Genomic DNA, 16,593 nt, shown 5'->3' on the forward strand with positions numbered 1-16,593 from the left:
CTGTACCTCGCCGTCTCGTACTCGACCGGATTCAGCCGCGGCGTCAGCTCGGCGTCGTCCGGCGCGACGAACCTCGTCAAGGCGTTCCAGGGTCGCTGATGGCCTGGATTCCGGCCCGGGTGCACAGGGTCATCGACACCGTCCGCGAGGCGCACCCCCTCGCACAGGCACTGTCCGCCCGACTGTCAGGGCTCATCGGCTCCGACCTGAACGGCAGCAGGGGCACGACCCGGATCGGTGAGACGTCGGCCGTCAACGGCCGGAAGATCTCCGGCTACGTCGAGTCGCCGCAGTCCTTCCGCGGCGCTGGCACGGTCCGGCCGTCCGGCGCGATCCGGGCCGGGATGAACGGGGGCCTCCCGAACACACAGGCCCCGTTCAGCGAAGAGTCCCCCCTGCTCGACGCCATCGCGCGAGCGCAGAACCCCCTCTACCGGAAGGCGAAGCGATGAGCACCCCGATCGCCGTGCACAAGGCCGGCGGCCCGCCGCCCGGCAAGGGGCCGAACCCGGCTCCTGGCGGCGGCGGGCTCGGCGCGATGCTCAAGAAGAACCCGGCCGCCGCCGCGGGCATCGGCGGCGTGCTCCTGGTCGTCCTCGTCGCCATGATGCGGCGCGGGGGCGGCGAGGCGCCCGCCGGGGTCCCCTCCGATCAGCTGCAGATGACTGGCGGCGGCAGCCTGTACGACTCGACCGCGAACGACCTGTACAACAGCATCCAACCGCAGATCGACGCGCTCGCGAAGATGATGCAGGAGCTGCAGAACAAGACGCCGACGCCGAAGCCGCCGACGCCGAAGCCGCCGGTCATCACGAAGCCGAAGCCGCCCGTCATCACGAAGCCGAAGCCGCCCGTCATCAAGAAGCCGCCGGTCATCAAGAAGCCGACCACACCCGGCCGGGTGCCGAAGCCTGCACAGCCGCAGTACGTGACGATCAAGAGCGGCGACACGCTCGGCGGCATCGCGAAGAAGTCCGGCATCAGCATGGACCTGCTGCGGAAGCTGAACCCCAGCTTCTGGTCGAACCCTAAGTACCAGAAGGGCAACCTGATCTGGGCGGGCGGGAAGGTGCGGGTCAAGTGACCACCTACACCCCGACCACGTGGGCACAGAAGCTGCTCGGACTGCTCGGCGTCCCGGTCTCGCAGACCAACGTCGACGCCCTCGTGGCGTGGCAGAAAGCGGAGGGCGGGCACTGGAACAACCCCGACCGCTACAACCCTCTGAACACCACGCAGAGCGCGCCGGGCGCCGTCTCGACCAACTCGCACGGCGTCAAATCGTACGTCAGTTGGGACCAGGGCCTAACGGCGACCGTCAAGACCCTGACGAACGGCCTGTACGGCGGAATCCTCGACGCGCTCAAGCGCGGCGACTCCGCCGAGTCGGTCGTGTCCGCGGTGACCCGGTCGCCGTGGGGGACGAAGTCCATCAGCCTCGGCGGGTCGACGTACAACCCCAAGGAGGTGCCCGGGACGGGCGGCGCCGGCGGCGGCATCGTCCAGACCGCGAGCATCGGCGGGGTCGACCTGACCGGCCTCGCCGTCACCGGGGCCGTCCTGCTCGGCGGCGTCGTCCTGGTCGTGCTCGGCATGTGGCGCGGAACCTCCCCTGCTCGTCAGGCCGTGCAGGAGAAGGCGGACGCCGTCGCCGGGGCCGTGGTCTGATGCCGAGCCAGTACACCAACGCGGACGGGTACGGGCTCGGCGCCCAGGCCGTCGCCCTCGCCGCGCGGTACCTCGGCGTCCCGTACGTGTGGGGCGGCACGACGCCGCAGGGGTTCGACTGCAGCGGACTCGTGCAGTTCGTGTACAAGAACCTCGGCGTCACCCTCCCGCGGACCTCCCAGGAACAGGCCAAGATCGGCATCCGCGTGAACAGCCTCGCGGAGGCACAGCCGGGTGACCTGCTGCTCTTCAACTACACCGGCCCGAACACCCACATCGCCCTGTACGCGGGCGACGGAATGCAGATCGACGCCCCGCGGCCGGGCAAGAACGTCCAGCACGTGAAGGTCGACACGTCCAAGCTGACGTCCATCGTCCGCCCCTTCACCGGCGGCGCGAGCGGCGGCGGCACCGGCGCCGGCAGCTCGCTCGTGACCCCCATCGACAACCCCCTGAGCGGCATCGTCCCGTCCGGCACGGACATGCGGCTGCTGCTCGTGACCAGCGTCGTCGTCCTCGGCGGCGTCGCCCTGGTCGTGCTCGGCCTGTGGCGCGGCGTCAACCCCTCGTCAACCACCTGACCACCTAAGGACACCCCCATGACCCGACCTGACCCCGTGATGACGGCGCTCGGCGCCGTCTCCGACAAGGTGTCCGCGCTCGCCGCAGCCATCAAGGAGATGGTGGTAGCCGAGTGCCTGACCACGCAGACGCTGCAGATCTCCCCGGCAGGCTTCGCGGAGTTCTCGTACCCGGTCCCGTTCGCCTCCGTGGCCGTGACGAACCTGTCCGCACAGCCGCTGACCGTGACAACGCAGACCCCGGCGGAGACGGCCCCGGTCACCGGGACCGGCGTCGCCGTCGTCCCGGCGAACTCCGGCGCGGCCCACAACCTCGCCGGGCGGTCGCTCACCGTCTACGGCACCGCCGGCGACCGCGTGACCCTCAGCATCTTCACCCGCCCGACCGCCCCGGCGTGGGGGTGACCCGTGGACTGGACCACCATTCTCGGCTTCGCCACGGGCGGCGTGACCCTGCTCGGCGCCGCATGGCGGGCAACCCGCGGGCTCCACCGGTTCATCGACGCCGTCGCCCGCAACACGGGCGCCGTCGAGCAGCTGGCGCACGACCTCCGCGACCACACCACCGCCACCACCACCGCCCTGACCGCGCTCGACAAGCGCGTGACCGTACTGGAGACCTCCTCATGAAGCGTGACCCGCAGTTCCTCGGCCTGCTCACCCTCGTCGTCCTGGCCCTCGTCGGCACCGTCGTGCTGACGCTCGCCGGTCAGGTCGTCCCTGACGTCCTCGACCTCGTCGTGGCGTCCGGCGCGGGCGCCCTCTTCGGCGTCACCGTGCCCCGCCGGGCCGGGGGCGCCGTGGACACCCCGTGATGTTCCGGAACCAGCAGCACGCCGTCGTCGCCGCCGTCGTCCTGACGGCGGCGGCCGGCCTCTGCTGGTGGGACGCGTACGAACGGCGAGGCAGTCGCCGCCCCTTCTGGACCCGGATAGCAGGAGTCGTGATCTGATGCTCCCCACCGCCATAGCCACCATCGACGGCGTCAACCTGACGACCGTCGACATCCTCCCCCTGACGGCCTCCGGCGTAGCTGACGCCGCCGGTACGGTCGAACTCGACTTCGGTCAGGTCGACGGCGGGTACCTCTGGCTCCTGACGGCCTGCTCGGTCAGGTCGACCTCGACCACGACGTGCCGCGTCGAAGTATGGGCCGGCCCCCGCCTGATGGACGGGTCCGAGCGCGGCAGTTTCGACATCAGCGACCGCAACGCGCCCGCCCTCGTCAACTCGGGCGAGTCGCTGCGCGTCGTGTGGACCGGGGCGGAGCCGGGCGCCGTCTACACCTTCGACGGGCAGTACAACTACGTCCGCCGGGGGGTCTGACGTGGCGTTCCGGAACCTCCTCAACAGCCTCTCCGCCGACCAGATCACCCCGGGCACCATCACGGGGTCGACGCTGCAGACCGCGGCGACCGGGCAGCGCGTCGTCATCGGCCCCGGCGACCAGGACGGAGAGACCGCCGTTCTGATGTACTCCGGCCACCCGGGGGAGCTCGACCCCGGAGAGCTGTCCGCGCAGGTGCAGACGTGGAACGGCCAGGACTTCCCGTCGATCTTCCTCGGAGCCCCCAACACGGACATGGGCGCGTACGCAGGGTTCCTGCACATCCGGTCCGGCACCAGCGCGGGCGGCGCCTACTGGGAGCTCAACACGGGCGACGGCAACGGCTGGCAGACCCCCGTTGCGATCTTCGCCCGCGCGGCGAACGGCGTCGAGCTCGCGCAGTACACCCTCGACCTCCCTCAACCGGGGATCGGCAGCGGCTACGCGGACCACACGATCACGGGCGACACGTTCGACTGGACCAACGTGCACGGCAAAGGGTTCTTCCACTACTCCGACGCGGGCACCGACTACCTCAAGGCGAGCGGGGAGGTACGGGGGCAGTACGGCACGTTCAACGACGAGGGCACGTGGACCGCGGCGACCGGCTTCACCTCGTACTGGAAGCAGAGCACGAACGTCGGGTACCAGACGCTCCGCTGGTCGCGCGGCGCCCGCCGCGCTCGGCTCGACGGATGCGCCATGGTCGCGACCTCGTACACCGGAGCACAGCAGCTGCTGACCCTGCCCGACGGCTTCCGGCCGCTGAAGTCGCATTACTTCGACGTCCCCCTGGTCACGTCGGGGTCGCCCGCGCAGCTGGGGTGCCGCGTCGAGTCGAACGGCGTCGTCACCGTGTACTCAAGCGCGGCCCTGACCGTGGATGCCCTGTACGACTTCTCGAAGGTCGAGTTCCCGCGGAACTGACCACCGGCCCCGGCGGCGGCCGGAGGCTGATGAGCAGCTGCTGACGCACGGCGGGCGCCCGGCAGATGAGCGGGGGGCCGCTGATCTCCGGCCCGCGCTCGACCACACGCGAACGGCCCCCCGGTCATGTGCCGGGGGGCCGTCGTGCGTCAGCAGCTGCTCGTCAGCCTCCGGCCGCCGCCGGCCGTTCCTCAACGGCGCCCAAGCGGACGACGACGCCGTCAACCCGGGCGGCTACCTCATAGGCGGCGTCCTGGTCGGTCGTCAGCTCGAAGAACGACGACAGGAAACGCGGCTCGTCAGGGTTGTCGGGGTCCAAGCGCAGGAGCACGCCGTACAGGTCCGTCATGCGCTCGCCCCTGCCGGAATCCGCTCCCAGTCGAGCGCGGTCTGCCCGGCCGTGGCCGCGGCCTCGCGCTCCTTCTTCCATCCCTTGACGACCTCCGCGGCGTACTGCTTCGAGCAGCCGGCCTGCAGGGCGAGCTCCGTCGGGCCGGGCGCGTCCTCGACGTCCCGGACGACGTCGAGCAGCCGCAGCACTCGTTCCTTGGCCGTGCCCTCCTCCTGGTCCTCGTCGTTGGTCCGGTCGTGCTCGTCCTCTTCGAACTTCCGCTGCTCGTCCTCGTGCTCCTGGTCGTCCTCGACGGCCGGGGGCGCCACGGGCTCGACGTCCTGGTGCTCGACGTCGACCAGGAGCAGGGTCTGCTCGGCGGCCTCCGCCGAGTGCTGCAGGCGCCGGGTCCAGAGGTACAGGGCCGCCGCCGCCACGGGCACCGGCCACGCCGCGACCCCGCGAGCAAGCCAGTCACCGGGCGCGGTGCTCGCGTTCGCGTACAGCTCGACGCCGACGCCGAGCGCGAGCAGGTAGGCCGGGACGCCCCGGCCGCGGCCCGCGCGGCTGTCCCGGTACGTCTCCAACCCGGACTGGAGCGTGAGCAGGACGACCGTGCAGGCCGTGCCCACGACGATCCACTGCTCGGTCTGTCCGTGCTGACGGACGAAGTCCATGGTGTGCGAGAAGCTGACCGCCACCGCGAAGACGCCGAGCGCGGCGAGGATCACCAGGCTCACGCGGTCGGCCGTCTTGTCCGCGCGGGTACGCTGGACTCGAACGGGGCCGCCACCAACGGCCCCGTTCGCCTTCTTCGTGCTGTGCTTGCTCACGCGATCTTCCTTCTCAGTGACTCGGCGCACTCTGCGCAGAACATCCCCGGGTACGCACGGATCTCTCTCGGCAGCGTGGCGTAGGTGTCGTAGTGCTCGATGGTCAGCACCGCCTCACAGCCGTAGCACTCCGGGATCAACACGTTGAACCCGCGGTCCTGGAACGCTGCTGTCCGCTCATCGGTGCACGGCCCGCACTGCACCGGCCGGCGGTCGATGTCGAAGATGCGGCCCGTACCGTTGCAGCTGCAGTGCTCCGTCCTTCTCTTCTGTCTCATTCCTCCGATTCCTTTCGTCCGGCCGAATCTGCCTCAATTCTGACGGTCGACAGGGGCCGCCGAGCGGGCCTCCGATCATCAGATTCCGTCACAGAAACGTCCTGACCTGCGTCTTCTGACGGAACCTGACAGGCGTCCTCGTCCGCCGGCGGCCCCTCGTGCAGATCAGTTCCGTCGATGCTCACTCGCTCCACACCCACTCGCCGTCGTGGCACGCGACGTCGGGGTGCGGCGCCCGGTCGGCCGCCGCGCACGTGTGCACCGTCCCCGACGGGTCTTCGAACGTCCGGCACTTCGGCTTCTGCAGCTGCTCGGCCATCGTCTCGACCGGCCCGTACATGTCGCCCATGGTCTTCATCCTCTCCTCGATGGCCCGGATGACCGTCCAAGCCAAGTCTTCGTCCTCGAAGTCGTCCCCGACCTCTTCGCGGAACTGGCCGATCTTCTCGGCCAGGTGCTCGGCCAGGGCCTCGCGCGCGGCCGACGCTCCGAGGAACATCTGCACCACCTGAGCCCACTGCAGCATCAGCATGGCGCCCTTGTAGACCGGCGGGACCTCGCTCATCGCTCGCCGTCCTCGTCGGGCACGTACTCCGCGCCGATCTTCGTCGTCGTGGACCACGTGACGTCGAGCGCGGTCTGCACCCCGTCGCACGCCTGCACCGCGTACGCGAGCGCGGTCCGCATGTTGTTGATGGCCTGTTCCGGGTCGCCGCCGCCATCGATCCGGAGGCGTCCCGCGCGGTGAACGGCCTCCGTGGGAAACGTCGCCTGCGTGATGGCCTGAGGCAGCATGTGCACGACGCGAGACAGGGTGGCGAGCGCGCTGTACGTGTCGCTGGGGTTCTCCCAGTCCTCTCCCGCGTCGAAGGACTGGTGGTTGAACTGACGCAGGGCCGTCTCGACGTCGCGGAGCAGTTCCTGCGGGCTCTTCGTCTTCGTGCTCATCGGCCGGCCTCTCCGTGCTGGCACGGGTGGTCGGCGCTGAACTGGGTCCGCCAGTACGTCAGCAGCTGCTCGGCCGTGTTCTGCCCGTGCTCGTCGTCGTGGTGGAAGTGCTGCAGCTCGACCTCGGCCCACGCCTTGAGCGCGGCCAGGTTGCCGAGCGCGTGCTGCGCGAAGTCGTGCCCGCAGTCCAGCGGTTCCCCGGGCAGGCACTGCGGGAGGTCGACCTGCAGCAGCGCGAGCGCGCTCCGCGTCACCTTCGCGTAGTCCTCCCACGACCCGCTCATACCCGCGGCCGTCCGGCAGTCGTCGTTCATCGTCATGCGCTCTGCGCCTCCGTGTCGGTGTCGTGGTGGGGAACCGTGATGGCGCCGGCCGCGACGTGCCTGTGCAGCGTCGACAGGGGCATGTCGAGCGCGTCCGCGATCGACTGCCAGGACCGGGGCGGCTCGGTCGCGCGGGCCTCCGCGACGACTTCGAGCAGGGCCGGCCCCGTGACGCGCTGGGCTTCCGCGAGCGTCCGCGCTCGGTCGAGCGGGTCACGTTGTCGCCGCGCACGGCCGACAAGGGCCTGCAGCTCTGCCACATGATCAGGCATCAGGGTCTCCCCTCCTCTCATTTCTGAGACGACCATAGGGCATCGTGAAGGGGTTGTCACTGTCTCAGATTTGAGAGTTAACGACTGATCTTCCGTACTGGTCTGGGGCACATGTTCGGGGGTACAAGTCGACGGCCGTAGAAGGGTTTTCAGGGGTTCGGAGATCAAATCACCCCGGAGAATTGGAGATAGGCCGTCCTGTGGCTAAGGAGGGAGGTTAGTGGGCCATTTCTGCCCGGAGGGAGGGTGAAAGGCCCGGGAAAAGGACGGGCGCAAGCGCCCGGCAGTAACAAGGGCGACACAGTCGCCCCGGTGGGGTAAGGGCCTCGCGTTGCTCGGGCAGTGCTCATTTTCCCCCCGCACGGGGTGGTTTTTCTTTGTCGCGAAGCGATACGCCGCCTCGGGTGCCCGGAAGGTGCGGGGGGAGCCTGGCCCCCTGTTCCGTCTAAGGAAGATGCCTCCGGGCACAGGTGTGGCCGGAGGCATCTTCCCAACTGACGGAACAGGGGGCCTAGGTCAATCTCGTACTCTCGGTACGCCCATCGGACGGTACGTCGGCGTCAATGACGCATAGGCCGGCAGCAGAGCATTATCTCTGCCACCCGGGGCCGGGCATGTGCGGTCGACTCTTGGGGAGGTGCCACCTCCCACGATTACGTTCAGGCTCGGGCCCGCCTTATACGCCGCGCTCTCACGATGCCTAGACCTACCTCCGCATCTCTGGGAGGGGGTTTCATGGCCGCGCTCGGAAGGGTCCAGACCGTACCGAGGATCACGCAGCAAGACCTGACGGTCGCCGCTCGTTCTGCCCCGGACTTGGCTTCGTACGCGCGGTGGGTGGGCCGCGGGCGCTCTGTTGATTCGGGGCCGGCGCCCTCTGGACTTGGACTCAGAGGGGGGTCACCCGGGCGGTTGCGCTGCTGTCCGCCCGCTACGCCGACACGGGCAAGGCCGTGCGCGGTCGCCTACATCTGCGGTACCCTGGGGTCACGCAGTACTAGTGCGTCACCCCGGCGGAGCCGGCAAGCAGAGACGGGGTGACGAACAGAGATCTTCGAGCCCCCTTCCGTTTCCGGGAGGGGGCTTCACTCTTGTCTCGGGACCCTACGCCTAAATCCGGCCGGGTGTCCAGCCAACTCGCCGCCGGACACCCTGTCGAGCAGGAACAACCCGGTCAAGATGCCGCCTGCTCGCCCTCGTCTCGGAGCAAGATCCGCCGGACCATGTCCGGGTGCCAGTCGGGATCACCGTTCCGCTTGAGGTACCCCTCTTCCCCGACCCGCCGGGCAATCGCGGAGAAACCGAGCCCTGACGCGCGTAGTTCACGCATCCGGCGTCGTACGGCCTGCTCGCGTGCGTCTTCGAGCAGTTCTCCGGCGACCAGGCGGAAGCCGAACGGGGCTCGGCCGCCGTTGCGGCCGGCGACGTCGCGTCGCCGCTGAGCGCCGCGGTTGAGCCGGGCCCCGGCCGCTTGTCCCTGCAGGTGCATCAGGCGGTCGAGCGCGTCGCGCACCAGCTGACGAACACCCGCCGCCGCGTCAAGCTCGGCAGCGTCGTCCTCGTCAACCACGTGAAACGTCCCGCCGGCCTGCTCGAAGACGGCCCGGAAGCACTCCTGTGCGGTGACGTCTCCGAGGACGTCGAGCGTCGCCACAACGGCCCCGGAGGCGTCCTCCGTACGGACGGCGTCAACCACGCGTCCCAGGTCGTCAGGTGCCGGAGAGACGACCTTGACGACCGTCTGCCCGTGTTGACGGGCCCACGTCTGCACGGCGTGCAGATCGGCCTTCGCTCTCTTCTCACGCGTGATCGCCACGACGTCGGGCATCGTGATCTCTCCATCCCCAGTTGGTTGTGTCGGTCTGGCCCATCCCTCCCCCTGCTCGCACTCTCATTGTCGGTAATCCAATGGCGAACGCGCTGGACACGGGCGGAACACCCCTTCACTATTGACGTCAGTCAAACCGGCCGGGAGGGCCAGTGAGCCAGTATGTCGTGTGCAACGTGCCTGACTGCAGTGTCCGCGGACTTCCGCGCGACATGTCACAGGTCAGGGTCATATTCGACGCCGTCCCCATCGTCGGCGTCGCGTGCTCGGCGGAGCATAGCGACGTTCTCCGTCGCAGCTGGGAGTCGGGGCGCGAGTTCGTACCTGCGTCCGCCGCGTGGCTGGCAGGTGCGACGTGCTGACGACCTCGTCCGGGCGCTGGCGCCTCGCCACTGGCCTTTTCCTCGCCGCCGGCGCCGTCCGGTATCACCGCGGCGCCCTCCGACGGGCCTACGTCCGCGGTTCGTTCGACGCCGCCTCCGGCATCCTCCGGGGCTTCGCGTCTTCCATCACCAGGAGCAGCAGTTGAGCACGTGCAGAGGAATCGACGTCAGCGGCTACCAGGGCCCCCAGGACTGGGACCGGCACCGCCAGGACAACGTCCGCTTCGTCTTCGTCAAGGCGTCGGAGGGCCGACGGTCGCATGACCCCCGGTACCGGCTGCACATGGACGGCGCCCGCCGGGCCGGAATGCTGGTCGGCGCCTACCACTTCGCGTGGCCGAACCAGGACGTCGCCGCGGAGGCGGCGAACTACGTCGCCGCCGTCCGGGCCGACGCCGAGCACGTGCCCGGTTTCCTGCACTGGCTCGACCTGGAGCCGTACTCCGACCACCGCAACTACCGCGGGCGGACGGCCGCGCAGATCCGGACGTGGGCGGCGCAGTGGGTCGCCGCCGTTCAGCGCGCGTTCCCCGGTCAGCGCGTCGGCATCTACGCGGGCGCCGCCGAGCACTCCGCCGGGCACGTCCCGCCCGGCCTCCCGCTGTGGTTCCCCGCGTACCCGCGCATGGGCATGACGTACGGCGAGGCGGAGCGCCGGACACCGCGGACGGCGGGCGGACGGGCGGTCGACTTCTGGCAGTTCTCCGGCTCGCCGCTCGACCGGTCGGTGGCGTACCGCTCGCCCATCGAACTGCAGGCGTGGGCGGAGGGCCGCCCGGGGGCGCCCGCGACGCCGAAGCCGACCCCGCCCCCGAAGCCGGGCGGCGTCCGGGTGTGGACCGTCCGGGCCGGGCAGACGCTCGGCATGATCGCCGCCTCGCTCGGCGTCAGCGTCGGCGCGCTCGCCACGTACAACGGGATCAAGGACCCGGACGTCATCCACCCCGGGCAGAAGATCACGGCGCCCCCGGCCGCCCCGGCGAAGCCGAAGCCGAAGCCGTCGACCCCGGGCGCGAAGCTGCCGACGAAACCGAAGCCGGCCCCCGCGCCCGCGCGCTCGTACCGTGTGCAGCCGGGCGACACCCTGTCCGGCATCGCGGCGAAGTACCGCACCACAACGGCGGCCCTGGTCAAGGCCAACCGCATCAAGGACCCGAACATCATCTTCGCGGGCTCGACGCTCCGCATCCCTTCCTGAGAGGACTCACCCCATGGCACAGCAGCTGCTCTGCGACTCCCCCGTCTGCGACTCGGCGTCGGCCGTCATCCCGAACGACGTCGAGCGCATGGACGTCTTCCTGACCGCCGCCGCGCGGGGGCCGGCCAACACCCCCGCGGACATGCGGAACTTCCACATGCCGTGTTGGGAGCGGATGAGCGCCCCGCAGCCGGACGCGGGTATCTCGCTCACCCTCCGCCGCTACGTCCCGCCGCTGGTCGAGTAGGACCCGGGCGACGACGAGCAGGGGCCCCTCCGCGCCGATGCGGAGGGGCCCCTGCTCGTCGTGCTCCTGGTCGTCACCGTGCCCCGCGGCCGACGATGGCCGCAACCGTGCCGATCGACCGCCGAGCGGCCTTCGAGACCTTCTTGTACGTAGTCCCCTCCTCGATGGCGTCGCATATCAGCGCGTCCCGCCGATCCATCTCCGCGCGCAGGGACTTGCGCATGTCCGCGATCCTCGCGGCGCTCGCCTCCAACCTGATCAGCACGCTCACAGGAACACCCCCTTCTCTTTTGCTTGTGCGAAAAGTGTAGCGGGGTCCATGATTCCCGTCATGGGCAAAAGCGCAGGTGACCCCGGGAAACTCCGTGTGCGGGGAACATGCAAGTCCGGACATGTGTTCGATACGGTTGCTCCCCTTGATGCTCAGGGCCGGCAGCGACTCACCTGGAGGGGCACATGCCCGGAGGACGGCTGCTCGCACTACGTCGTCGCCCGACGGGTCACCGGCGCTGATGCTCAGGGACCGGCGGAGCACAACCCCACGCCGTCTTCGCCGGTCCCACCAGGCGAACAGATTGACGACAAAACGTCTTCACAGGAAGACCACAGACGCGATAATCGGCCGACGGCGCGTGATGGCAGTGCTACCGGCAGCGATGACGACCGTTACACCGTTCGACGGGTGAGGAGCTACACAGATGACGGACGCACAGGCGCGCGGGGCCCGACGGCAGCAGGCGGCGAACGACGCCGTCGCCCTGCCCCAGTTCCTCCCGCCGACGCCCCGCCGCCAGGACTCGGCGGACCCGGACCTGACGAACATCGTGGAGGTCCCGACGGGGGCGGACGCGCCGACGCAGCACCGGAGAGTGGACGACGCCGCACCGTACGCGAGCGACTCCGCGAGCGACGTCAAGGGCGAGGACCGGCCGACGGCGGCTGGACCGTCCCCGGCATCTACCGGTGAGGCGGCCCCGGTCCGTGTCCGGCCCATGCTCACGTCGCACCAGATAGCGGCCGGGAAGCTGCTCGCCGAGACGATCATCAAGGCCGCAACCGCCATGATCAACAAGCGGACGCGCGTCAGCGAGGACGACGACCGGTGGCTGATGACGAAGCGGCAGCGCGACTCCGTCGCCGCCCCGCTCGGCCGGATCGTCGCCCGGCGGACGCCCCTGCCCGGCATGGTGGACGGCGACGCAACCGACGTGGCCGACGGCGTCGAAGCCGTCATGGCTCTCGTCGCGTACGTGGTCGACCAGATCACCGCCGAGCGTCCCGCCAACCCGCAGTACGAGAACCTGGAGCAGCTGGAGCCGGCCGACGTCTCCGACTTCGGTCAGGTCGGCTCGACCCGCTCGCCGTTCGATCCGGCCTACCGGACGGGGTGAACGATGCCGCTCGACCCCGACAAGGGCGGGCACGTCTTCATCAGCGGCAAGAAGGGCCAGGGCAAATCTGTCCTGGCCCGCCGTCTTTTCGACACGTACCCGCACGACCGCCTGGTGCTCGACGTCACCGGAGACCTGACGGCCGACTTCGTCCGCGACGGCCTCGACTTCGTCAAGCTCACCCCGGACACCCTCCCCCTGACGTTCCCCCGCGACCACTCCGGGGAGGGCCGGCCCATCACGGCCGTGCTCGCCCCGGACATGGGCGACGAGGGCACCGCCATGGACCAGATGGACCGGGCCCTAGGACTCGCGCTCGACCACCGCCGCACGCTCGTGTGGTGCGACGAGGTCGGCTCCCTCACCCGCGCGGGCAAGACGCCGCCGAACCTGCGCAGGGCGTTGCACCACGGCCGGCACCGCGAGATCTTCCTGTTGCTGTGCGGCCCCCGGCCGGTCGACGTCGACCCGCTGTGCATCTCGCAAGCCGACGTCGTCGCCACGTTCCGCACACCGAACCCCCGCGACCGGCAGCGGATCGCGGAGAACATCGGGTGGCCTCCGTCGAAGTTCGACGCCGCCGTGCATGGGCTTGGCAGTCACGAGTACCTGTGGTTCGACGCGACCGACCCGGAGGAACAGCTGCTGCACATGCCGCCCCTGCCCATCGGCCGCCGTGACCTCGACCTCCTGGAGGACGAGGACTAGCGCCCGGCCTCCGGCCGGGTAACGAGCGGCCCCCGCACTGGGTTACGGGCAGACGCGACGAGGGGCCCCAGATCGCCGTCAGGGGCCCCTCGTCTGATGCGTAGGTCTCCCTACGGCATCCCTCGTCAACGACCGTAGCAGCCCATTCGGTTGCTCGAATCGCGTTTCGCGAAAGACCATGCTCATGCGGCGTGGGACCCGTCACGGTCCCGCGCCGTTTTGCGTGCCCGGACGGGGTGACCGCCCTCCGAGAGGACACGCCGTGATCTCCATGAAGCTCGCCGCCTGGATCGTCGTGCTGTCGGCCGCGACCGTCGTCGGCCTGCAGAAGTACCAGGCCGGAAAGGGCTGACGCCCATGCGCCGCGTCAGCTTCTGGCTCGCCGTCGCCGGGGTCTCGATCCTCAGCAACTTCGCGCTCGAAGCCATCACCTCCAAGGCCGGCGTTCCCGGCCTCGCCCGATTCACCGCCTTTACCCACCGAGGGGCCTCCTGATGGCACAGACTCCCACCGCCGTGATGCAGGGCATCGAAGTGCCCACGTCGAGCATCGACCCGGCGAACTTCTTCCGCCTGACCAGGCGACTCAGCATCCCGTTCAAGACCGGCTCGTACGCGGGTCTCGGCCAGACCGACACCACGCAGCTGCTGCAGACCGGCATCGTCTCCGGCGTCACGATCAAGGCGTCCGGCTCCCTCGTCGTCACCCCCGGCACGGGCACCGTGGCGACGACCTCGAAGTGGCCGTATGGCACGGCGAAAAATGTCCGTTTTTCCGCGAACGGTCAGAGCAACCTGATCAACTGCTCGGGCTCCCACCTCAAGGTGCGCGAGATCATGCAGCGCGGCGACCTGACCGACCGCGGCGTGCAGCAGTCCATCGGCGGCGCCCACCCGGGCACGACCCGCAACCAGGGAACGCTCAGCCTCGCGAGCGAGTCGTGGGGCGTCGGCCAGAACGTGAGCGCCATCCCCGGCGGCACGTACGCGGTCGAGCTGGAGTGGTACCTCCCGGTGGCCTTCGACGACCTGAACCTGCTCGGCGCGATCTTCGCGCAGACCTCCGCGACGGACCTCGTGATCGCCGTGGACTGGGCGAACACCAGCGAACTGTTCACCCTCACGGGCAACGCGACCGTGGCCCTGAACCTGTCGACCGTGTACGAGGCGACCCTCTACACCATCCCCCAGGGCCCGAACGGGTCGGTCATCGTCCCGGACCTGTCCGCCTTCCACAGCATCATCCAGACCCGATACGGCACCCCGACCAACGGGATGAACGAGATCAGGCTCAGCGGCCAGGGCGTGGGCAAGCAGATGCTGCGGCTGTGGTGGTCGGCCGTGAACAACGGCGTCCCCCTCCCGCTCAACGCGACCTCGTACGGCCAGGTCGGGTGGCGGTACGGCGCCAACGACACCCCTGAGGTGTACCCCGACGGGAAGCTGATGGCCTACCGCTCGGAGAAGCTGCACAACTCCGACTTCGGCTCATACGCGGGTGTCGGCGTCTTCGACTTCTGCAGCGAGAACGCGTTCCGGGACAGCGTCGACCAGGGCACCGCGACCGAGCTCCGGCTGATGCTGGAGTTCCCCAACGCGCTGACGCTGACCAACCCCTACGTCGAGTACGTCGTGGAGTCGGTCTCCGCGGGCGCGAGCGCCTGAGGGGGACGGCATGGCCGCGGAAGACTTCTTCGCCTCGCTCAACCCCCTTGCAGCGTTCGGGCTCAACACGGCCACGACGCAGGGGCCCTCCGCGGCGGGGGCCGGCCTCCCGGTCACGTCCTCGTCGTCCTCCTTCGACCACGGCGAGAAGCCGTGGCACCCCGACTCCCCCATCTTCTGGGTCGCCATGATCGCGATTGCCTCCGCGGTCGGGATCGTCGGCGCCTCCGTCTCTGTCTCCGCCGGGCCCGCATCGGCCGGCGCCAAGCTCGGAAAGTAGGTCACCCCCATGACCACGAACCCCTTCGGTTTCTCCTTCGACGGCGAGGGCTTCGCCAAGACCGCGCAGGGCGGTTCGGCCCCGGCCGCCGTCGAGCCGGAGCCGACCCCGGTCCCCGCCGTCGAGCCGCCGGAGCGCGGCGCCGTCGTCCGCTGGACGGAGGAGGACCCGTACGACGAAGTCGCCCCCAAGAAGGTGCGGTACGGCGTCGTCATCGAGCACACCCCGGAGGGGGCCGCCCTGGTGCTGCAGCTCGGAGAGATCCGGCAGGCGGCCCACTTCGGTCCTGACGGCGTGATCGAGGACGGAGACGCCCCCGTCGTCAGCCACCTGACGCGGGTCCGCTGATGGTCGTCCCCGTGGCCGCGGCCGTCGCCCGGAAGGCCGTCGCGAAGAAGGCCGGCCAAGCGGCGGCGGCGAAGAAGGCGGCCCCGGGGGCGGCAAAGAAGGCGGCCCCGGCCAAGAAGGCGGCCCCGGCGAAGAAGACCGCGGCGAAGAAGGCGGCACCTGCGAAGAAGGCTGCTGCCGGGGGGACTCCACCCCCGGCGGACCCGGGTGTAGACCCGGCGGCGGCTCCGGCCGTCGAGCCGGAGCAGGCGCCGGCTCCGGAGCCGACCCCGGCCGAGCTGCCGATCCCGGCCGCCCTCAAGCGCGGGAACGGCGGCGCCATGGACACCGGGGCCGGGGTCTTGCTCGGCATCTTCGCGTACGCGCTGCTCGTGAACTACCTCCGCGGAGGTCCGACGCAGGTCAAGACCTGGGTCGCCATGAAGTTCACGAACCGCTCGGCCAACCTCCGCGCGAAGAAGGGTGTGGGCAAGCCCCGGCCGCAGCGCGGTCCCAAGCACCAACGACCGGAAGGGAAGACGTGAACAGCGCTGGAGTCCTCCTCGTCGTCGCCGGGGTCTGGGTCCTGTCTCAGGTTCTCGCCGGGGGCGCCCTCGTCCGTCTCGGCGTCGTCACATGACGCGCGGGTGGCGGACCGTCCTCGGCGGCGCCGTCGGCCTCGCGCTGATGCAGCTCGTGCTCAGCAGCAGCGAACAGGGCGGCCCGACCGGCGCCCTGATGAGCGGCGTGTTCGAGCTGCCGGGGAAGTGGCTCCGGGCCTTTGTCGACCCGACCGTACCCGGCATCCCGGACGTCGCCCCGCCCCCGTCAAGCGGCGTCAGCTCGCCGTCAGCACTGACCGGCGGTCTGTCAGGTGTCCCCCTGCCGACCGGTACCGGCTCCAACCTCGTCCAGATCTAAGGGAGGCCCGTCATGGGCGGAAGCATGAAGAAGGCGTTGGGGCTCGGCGCGGGCCTTATAGCGCTGTACCTCGCCGTCTCGTACTCGACCGGATTCAGCCGCGGCGTCAGCTCGGCGTCGTCCGGCGCGACGAACCTCGTCAAGGCGTTCCAGGGTCG

General features: G+C 69.8%; 29 protein-coding genes. 20 read left to right on the forward strand and 9 right to left on the reverse strand.

Annotation, left to right across the window (positions count from 1 at the left end):
• The first annotated feature begins 98 nt into the window (after positions 1-98).
• From ACFC0Z_RS34535 to ACFC0Z_RS34580, 10 genes are read left to right on the forward strand one after another with little or no spacing between them, the layout of a single operon-like run.
• Complete coding sequence (locus ACFC0Z_RS34535) at positions 99-452, forward strand: hypothetical protein (RefSeq protein ID WP_376446669.1); 354 nt, start codon at positions 99-101, stop codon at positions 450-452.
• Entirely contained in the window at positions 449-1,084 is a 636-nt protein-coding gene (locus tag ACFC0Z_RS34540) for a LysM peptidoglycan-binding domain-containing protein (RefSeq protein WP_376446672.1), read from the forward strand. Before ACFC0Z_RS34535 ends, ACFC0Z_RS34540 begins: the two co-directional genes overlap by 4 nt.
• Complete coding sequence (locus ACFC0Z_RS34545; RefSeq protein ID WP_376446675.1) at positions 1,081-1,668, forward strand: hypothetical protein; 588 nt, start codon at positions 1,081-1,083, stop codon at positions 1,666-1,668. Before ACFC0Z_RS34540 ends, ACFC0Z_RS34545 begins: the two co-directional genes overlap by 4 nt.
• Positions 1,668-2,249 (forward strand): C40 family peptidase, encoded by a 582-nt coding sequence (locus ACFC0Z_RS34550; protein WP_376446677.1) that lies wholly within the window; start codon positions 1,668-1,670, stop codon positions 2,247-2,249. Before ACFC0Z_RS34545 ends, ACFC0Z_RS34550 begins: the two co-directional genes overlap by 1 nt.
• A gap of 18 nt (positions 2,250-2,267) precedes the next feature.
• A complete protein-coding gene (locus ACFC0Z_RS34555) occupies positions 2,268-2,654 on the forward strand; it encodes a hypothetical protein (RefSeq protein ID WP_376446680.1) in 387 nt (128 codons plus the stop codon).
• 3 nt (positions 2,655-2,657) lie between these two features.
• Entirely contained in the window at positions 2,658-2,879 is a 222-nt protein-coding gene (locus tag ACFC0Z_RS34560) for a hypothetical protein (RefSeq protein WP_376446682.1), read from the forward strand.
• On the forward strand, positions 2,876-3,064 hold the full coding sequence (locus tag ACFC0Z_RS34565; protein ID WP_376446685.1) for a hypothetical protein: 189 nt from the start codon (positions 2,876-2,878) through the stop codon (positions 3,062-3,064). Before ACFC0Z_RS34560 ends, ACFC0Z_RS34565 begins: the two co-directional genes overlap by 4 nt.
• Positions 3,064-3,201 (forward strand): hypothetical protein, encoded by a 138-nt coding sequence (locus ACFC0Z_RS34570; protein ID WP_376446686.1) that lies wholly within the window; start codon positions 3,064-3,066, stop codon positions 3,199-3,201. The genes ACFC0Z_RS34565 and ACFC0Z_RS34570 overlap by 1 nt, the downstream gene beginning before the upstream one ends.
• On the forward strand, positions 3,201-3,575 hold the full coding sequence (locus ACFC0Z_RS34575; protein WP_376446689.1) for a hypothetical protein: 375 nt from the start codon (positions 3,201-3,203) through the stop codon (positions 3,573-3,575). Before ACFC0Z_RS34570 ends, ACFC0Z_RS34575 begins: the two co-directional genes overlap by 1 nt.
• 1 nt (position 3,576) lies before the next feature.
• Positions 3,577-4,503 (forward strand): hypothetical protein, encoded by a 927-nt coding sequence (locus ACFC0Z_RS34580; RefSeq protein ID WP_376446692.1) that lies wholly within the window; start codon positions 3,577-3,579, stop codon positions 4,501-4,503.
• 163 nt (positions 4,504-4,666) lie between these two features.
• Here the strand turns inward: ACFC0Z_RS34580 and ACFC0Z_RS34585 are convergent, their stop codons facing one another.
• The 8 genes from ACFC0Z_RS34585 to ACFC0Z_RS34620 all read right to left on the reverse strand — a co-directional run bounded on the left by ACFC0Z_RS34585 (position 4,667) and on the right by ACFC0Z_RS34620 (position 9,316).
• Positions 4,667-4,852 (reverse strand): hypothetical protein, encoded by a 186-nt coding sequence (locus ACFC0Z_RS34585; protein WP_376446694.1) that lies wholly within the window; start codon positions 4,850-4,852, stop codon positions 4,667-4,669.
• Complete coding sequence (locus tag ACFC0Z_RS34590; RefSeq protein ID WP_376446697.1) at positions 4,849-5,667, reverse strand: hypothetical protein; 819 nt, start codon at positions 5,665-5,667, stop codon at positions 4,849-4,851. The genes ACFC0Z_RS34585 and ACFC0Z_RS34590 overlap by 4 nt, the downstream gene beginning before the upstream one ends.
• Entirely contained in the window at positions 5,664-5,945 is a 282-nt protein-coding gene (locus ACFC0Z_RS34595) for a hypothetical protein (RefSeq protein ID WP_376446700.1), read from the reverse strand. Before ACFC0Z_RS34595 ends, ACFC0Z_RS34590 begins: the two co-directional genes overlap by 4 nt.
• 181 nt (positions 5,946-6,126) lie before the next feature.
• A complete protein-coding gene (locus ACFC0Z_RS34600; RefSeq protein WP_376446703.1) occupies positions 6,127-6,510 on the reverse strand; it encodes a hypothetical protein in 384 nt (127 codons plus the stop codon).
• A complete protein-coding gene (locus tag ACFC0Z_RS34605; protein WP_376446706.1) occupies positions 6,507-6,893 on the reverse strand; it encodes a hypothetical protein in 387 nt (128 codons plus the stop codon). The genes ACFC0Z_RS34600 and ACFC0Z_RS34605 overlap by 4 nt, the downstream gene beginning before the upstream one ends.
• Complete coding sequence (locus ACFC0Z_RS34610) at positions 6,890-7,213, reverse strand: hypothetical protein (protein WP_376446709.1); 324 nt, start codon at positions 7,211-7,213, stop codon at positions 6,890-6,892. The genes ACFC0Z_RS34605 and ACFC0Z_RS34610 overlap by 4 nt, the downstream gene beginning before the upstream one ends.
• Positions 7,210-7,488, reverse strand: coding sequence for a hypothetical protein (locus tag ACFC0Z_RS34615; RefSeq protein WP_376446712.1), 279 nt, complete (start codon positions 7,486-7,488; stop codon positions 7,210-7,212). Before ACFC0Z_RS34615 ends, ACFC0Z_RS34610 begins: the two co-directional genes overlap by 4 nt.
• Positions 7,489-8,662: 1,174 nt before the next feature.
• Positions 8,663-9,316: a hypothetical protein gene (locus ACFC0Z_RS34620; RefSeq protein ID WP_376446714.1), complete on the reverse strand. Its 654-nt coding sequence runs from the start codon at positions 9,314-9,316 to the stop codon at positions 8,663-8,665.
• Positions 9,317-9,841: 525 nt separating this feature from the next.
• On the opposite strand from ACFC0Z_RS34620, the gene ACFC0Z_RS34625 reads away from it, so the two are divergent.
• Together ACFC0Z_RS34625 and ACFC0Z_RS34630 are read left to right on the forward strand one after the other, a co-directional pair.
• Positions 9,842-10,897 carry a LysM peptidoglycan-binding domain-containing protein gene (locus ACFC0Z_RS34625; RefSeq protein WP_376446717.1) on the forward strand — a complete coding sequence of 352 codons (1,056 nt, stop codon included), beginning with the start codon at positions 9,842-9,844 and terminating at the stop codon, positions 10,895-10,897.
• Positions 10,898-10,910: 13 nt separating this feature from the next.
• The gene (locus tag ACFC0Z_RS34630) at positions 10,911-11,144 is read left to right on the forward strand and encodes a hypothetical protein (RefSeq protein WP_376446720.1); all 234 of its coding nucleotides are present in this window, start codon (positions 10,911-10,913) and stop codon (positions 11,142-11,144) included.
• A 73-nt stretch (positions 11,145-11,217) separates the two neighbouring features.
• On the opposite strand, the gene ACFC0Z_RS34635 is transcribed toward ACFC0Z_RS34630, so the two are convergent.
• Positions 11,218-11,415: a hypothetical protein gene (locus tag ACFC0Z_RS34635; RefSeq protein WP_376446723.1), complete on the reverse strand. Its 198-nt coding sequence runs from the start codon at positions 11,413-11,415 to the stop codon at positions 11,218-11,220.
• Positions 11,416-11,842: 427 nt separating this feature from the next.
• On the opposite strand from ACFC0Z_RS34635, the gene ACFC0Z_RS34640 reads away from it, so the two are divergent.
• From ACFC0Z_RS34640 to ACFC0Z_RS34675, 8 genes are all read left to right on the forward strand, one after another.
• Positions 11,843-12,535 (forward strand): hypothetical protein, encoded by a 693-nt coding sequence (locus ACFC0Z_RS34640; RefSeq protein ID WP_376446725.1) that lies wholly within the window; start codon positions 11,843-11,845, stop codon positions 12,533-12,535.
• Positions 12,536-12,538: 3 nt separating this feature from the next.
• Positions 12,539-13,243, forward strand: coding sequence for a hypothetical protein (locus ACFC0Z_RS34645; RefSeq protein ID WP_376446728.1), 705 nt, complete (start codon positions 12,539-12,541; stop codon positions 13,241-13,243).
• 357 nt (positions 13,244-13,600) lie between these two features.
• Positions 13,601-13,738: a hypothetical protein gene (locus ACFC0Z_RS34650; protein ID WP_376446730.1), complete on the forward strand. Its 138-nt coding sequence runs from the start codon at positions 13,601-13,603 to the stop codon at positions 13,736-13,738.
• Positions 13,738-14,907, forward strand: coding sequence for a hypothetical protein (locus ACFC0Z_RS34655; RefSeq protein ID WP_376446732.1), 1,170 nt, complete (start codon positions 13,738-13,740; stop codon positions 14,905-14,907). The genes ACFC0Z_RS34650 and ACFC0Z_RS34655 overlap by 1 nt, the downstream gene beginning before the upstream one ends.
• 10 nt (positions 14,908-14,917) lie before the next feature.
• Positions 14,918-15,187, forward strand: a complete 270-nt coding sequence (locus ACFC0Z_RS34660; RefSeq protein ID WP_376446734.1) for a hypothetical protein — start codon at positions 14,918-14,920, stop codon at positions 15,185-15,187.
• 9 nt (positions 15,188-15,196) lie between these two features.
• The gene (locus tag ACFC0Z_RS34665) at positions 15,197-15,535 is read left to right on the forward strand and encodes a hypothetical protein (RefSeq protein ID WP_376446737.1); all 339 of its coding nucleotides are present in this window, start codon (positions 15,197-15,199) and stop codon (positions 15,533-15,535) included.
• An 11-nt stretch (positions 15,536-15,546) separates the two neighbouring features.
• The gene (locus ACFC0Z_RS34670; protein WP_376446739.1) at positions 15,547-16,059 is read left to right on the forward strand and encodes a hypothetical protein; all 513 of its coding nucleotides are present in this window, start codon (positions 15,547-15,549) and stop codon (positions 16,057-16,059) included.
• A 91-nt stretch (positions 16,060-16,150) separates the two neighbouring features.
• The gene (locus ACFC0Z_RS34675) at positions 16,151-16,435 is read left to right on the forward strand and encodes a hypothetical protein (protein WP_376446742.1); all 285 of its coding nucleotides are present in this window, start codon (positions 16,151-16,153) and stop codon (positions 16,433-16,435) included.
• Positions 16,436-16,593 lie beyond the last annotated feature (158 nt).

This window comes from Streptomyces sp. NPDC056144, assembly GCF_042264145.1.
Lineage (GTDB): Bacteria > Actinomycetota > Actinomycetes > Streptomycetales > Streptomycetaceae > Streptomyces.

What these genes read in the sequence shown, in the direction of transcription:
- ACFC0Z_RS34535 (WP_376446669.1), top strand. Translation starts at nt 99, where the DNA reads ATGGCCTGGATTCCGGCCCGGGTGCACAGGGTCATCGACACCGTCCGC.
- ACFC0Z_RS34540 (WP_376446672.1), top strand. Translation starts at nt 449, where the DNA reads ATGAGCACCCCGATCGCCGTGCACAAGGCCGGCGGCCCGCCGCCCGGC.
- ACFC0Z_RS34550 (WP_376446677.1), top strand. Translation starts at nt 1,668, where the DNA reads ATGCCGAGCCAGTACACCAACGCGGACGGGTACGGGCTCGGCGCCCAG.
- ACFC0Z_RS34555 (WP_376446680.1), top strand. Translation starts at nt 2,268, where the DNA reads ATGACCCGACCTGACCCCGTGATGACGGCGCTCGGCGCCGTCTCCGAC.
- ACFC0Z_RS34565 (WP_376446685.1), top strand. Translation starts at nt 2,876, where the DNA reads ATGAAGCGTGACCCGCAGTTCCTCGGCCTGCTCACCCTCGTCGTCCTG.
- ACFC0Z_RS34570 (WP_376446686.1), top strand. Translation starts at nt 3,064, where the DNA reads ATGTTCCGGAACCAGCAGCACGCCGTCGTCGCCGCCGTCGTCCTGACG.
- ACFC0Z_RS34575 (WP_376446689.1), top strand. Translation starts at nt 3,201, where the DNA reads ATGCTCCCCACCGCCATAGCCACCATCGACGGCGTCAACCTGACGACC.
- ACFC0Z_RS34585 (WP_376446694.1), bottom strand. Translation starts at nt 4,852, where the DNA reads ATGACGGACCTGTACGGCGTGCTCCTGCGCTTGGACCCCGACAACCCT.
- ACFC0Z_RS34595 (WP_376446700.1), bottom strand. Translation starts at nt 5,945, where the DNA reads ATGAGACAGAAGAGAAGGACGGAGCACTGCAGCTGCAACGGTACGGGC.
- ACFC0Z_RS34600 (WP_376446703.1), bottom strand. Translation starts at nt 6,510, where the DNA reads ATGAGCGAGGTCCCGCCGGTCTACAAGGGCGCCATGCTGATGCTGCAG.
- ACFC0Z_RS34605 (WP_376446706.1), bottom strand. Translation starts at nt 6,893, where the DNA reads ATGAGCACGAAGACGAAGAGCCCGCAGGAACTGCTCCGCGACGTCGAG.
- ACFC0Z_RS34610 (WP_376446709.1), bottom strand. Translation starts at nt 7,213, where the DNA reads ATGACGATGAACGACGACTGCCGGACGGCCGCGGGTATGAGCGGGTCG.
- ACFC0Z_RS34615 (WP_376446712.1), bottom strand. Translation starts at nt 7,488, where the DNA reads ATGCCTGATCATGTGGCAGAGCTGCAGGCCCTTGTCGGCCGTGCGCGG.
- ACFC0Z_RS34620 (WP_376446714.1), bottom strand. Translation starts at nt 9,316, where the DNA reads ATGCCCGACGTCGTGGCGATCACGCGTGAGAAGAGAGCGAAGGCCGAT.
- ACFC0Z_RS34630 (WP_376446720.1), top strand. Translation starts at nt 10,911, where the DNA reads ATGGCACAGCAGCTGCTCTGCGACTCCCCCGTCTGCGACTCGGCGTCG.
- ACFC0Z_RS34640 (WP_376446725.1), top strand. Translation starts at nt 11,843, where the DNA reads ATGACGGACGCACAGGCGCGCGGGGCCCGACGGCAGCAGGCGGCGAAC.
- ACFC0Z_RS34645 (WP_376446728.1), top strand. Translation starts at nt 12,539, where the DNA reads ATGCCGCTCGACCCCGACAAGGGCGGGCACGTCTTCATCAGCGGCAAG.
- ACFC0Z_RS34650 (WP_376446730.1), top strand. Translation starts at nt 13,601, where the DNA reads ATGCGCCGCGTCAGCTTCTGGCTCGCCGTCGCCGGGGTCTCGATCCTC.
- ACFC0Z_RS34655 (WP_376446732.1), top strand. Translation starts at nt 13,738, where the DNA reads ATGGCACAGACTCCCACCGCCGTGATGCAGGGCATCGAAGTGCCCACG.
- ACFC0Z_RS34660 (WP_376446734.1), top strand. Translation starts at nt 14,918, where the DNA reads ATGGCCGCGGAAGACTTCTTCGCCTCGCTCAACCCCCTTGCAGCGTTC.
- ACFC0Z_RS34665 (WP_376446737.1), top strand. Translation starts at nt 15,197, where the DNA reads ATGACCACGAACCCCTTCGGTTTCTCCTTCGACGGCGAGGGCTTCGCC.
- ACFC0Z_RS34675 (WP_376446742.1), top strand. Translation starts at nt 16,151, where the DNA reads ATGACGCGCGGGTGGCGGACCGTCCTCGGCGGCGCCGTCGGCCTCGCG.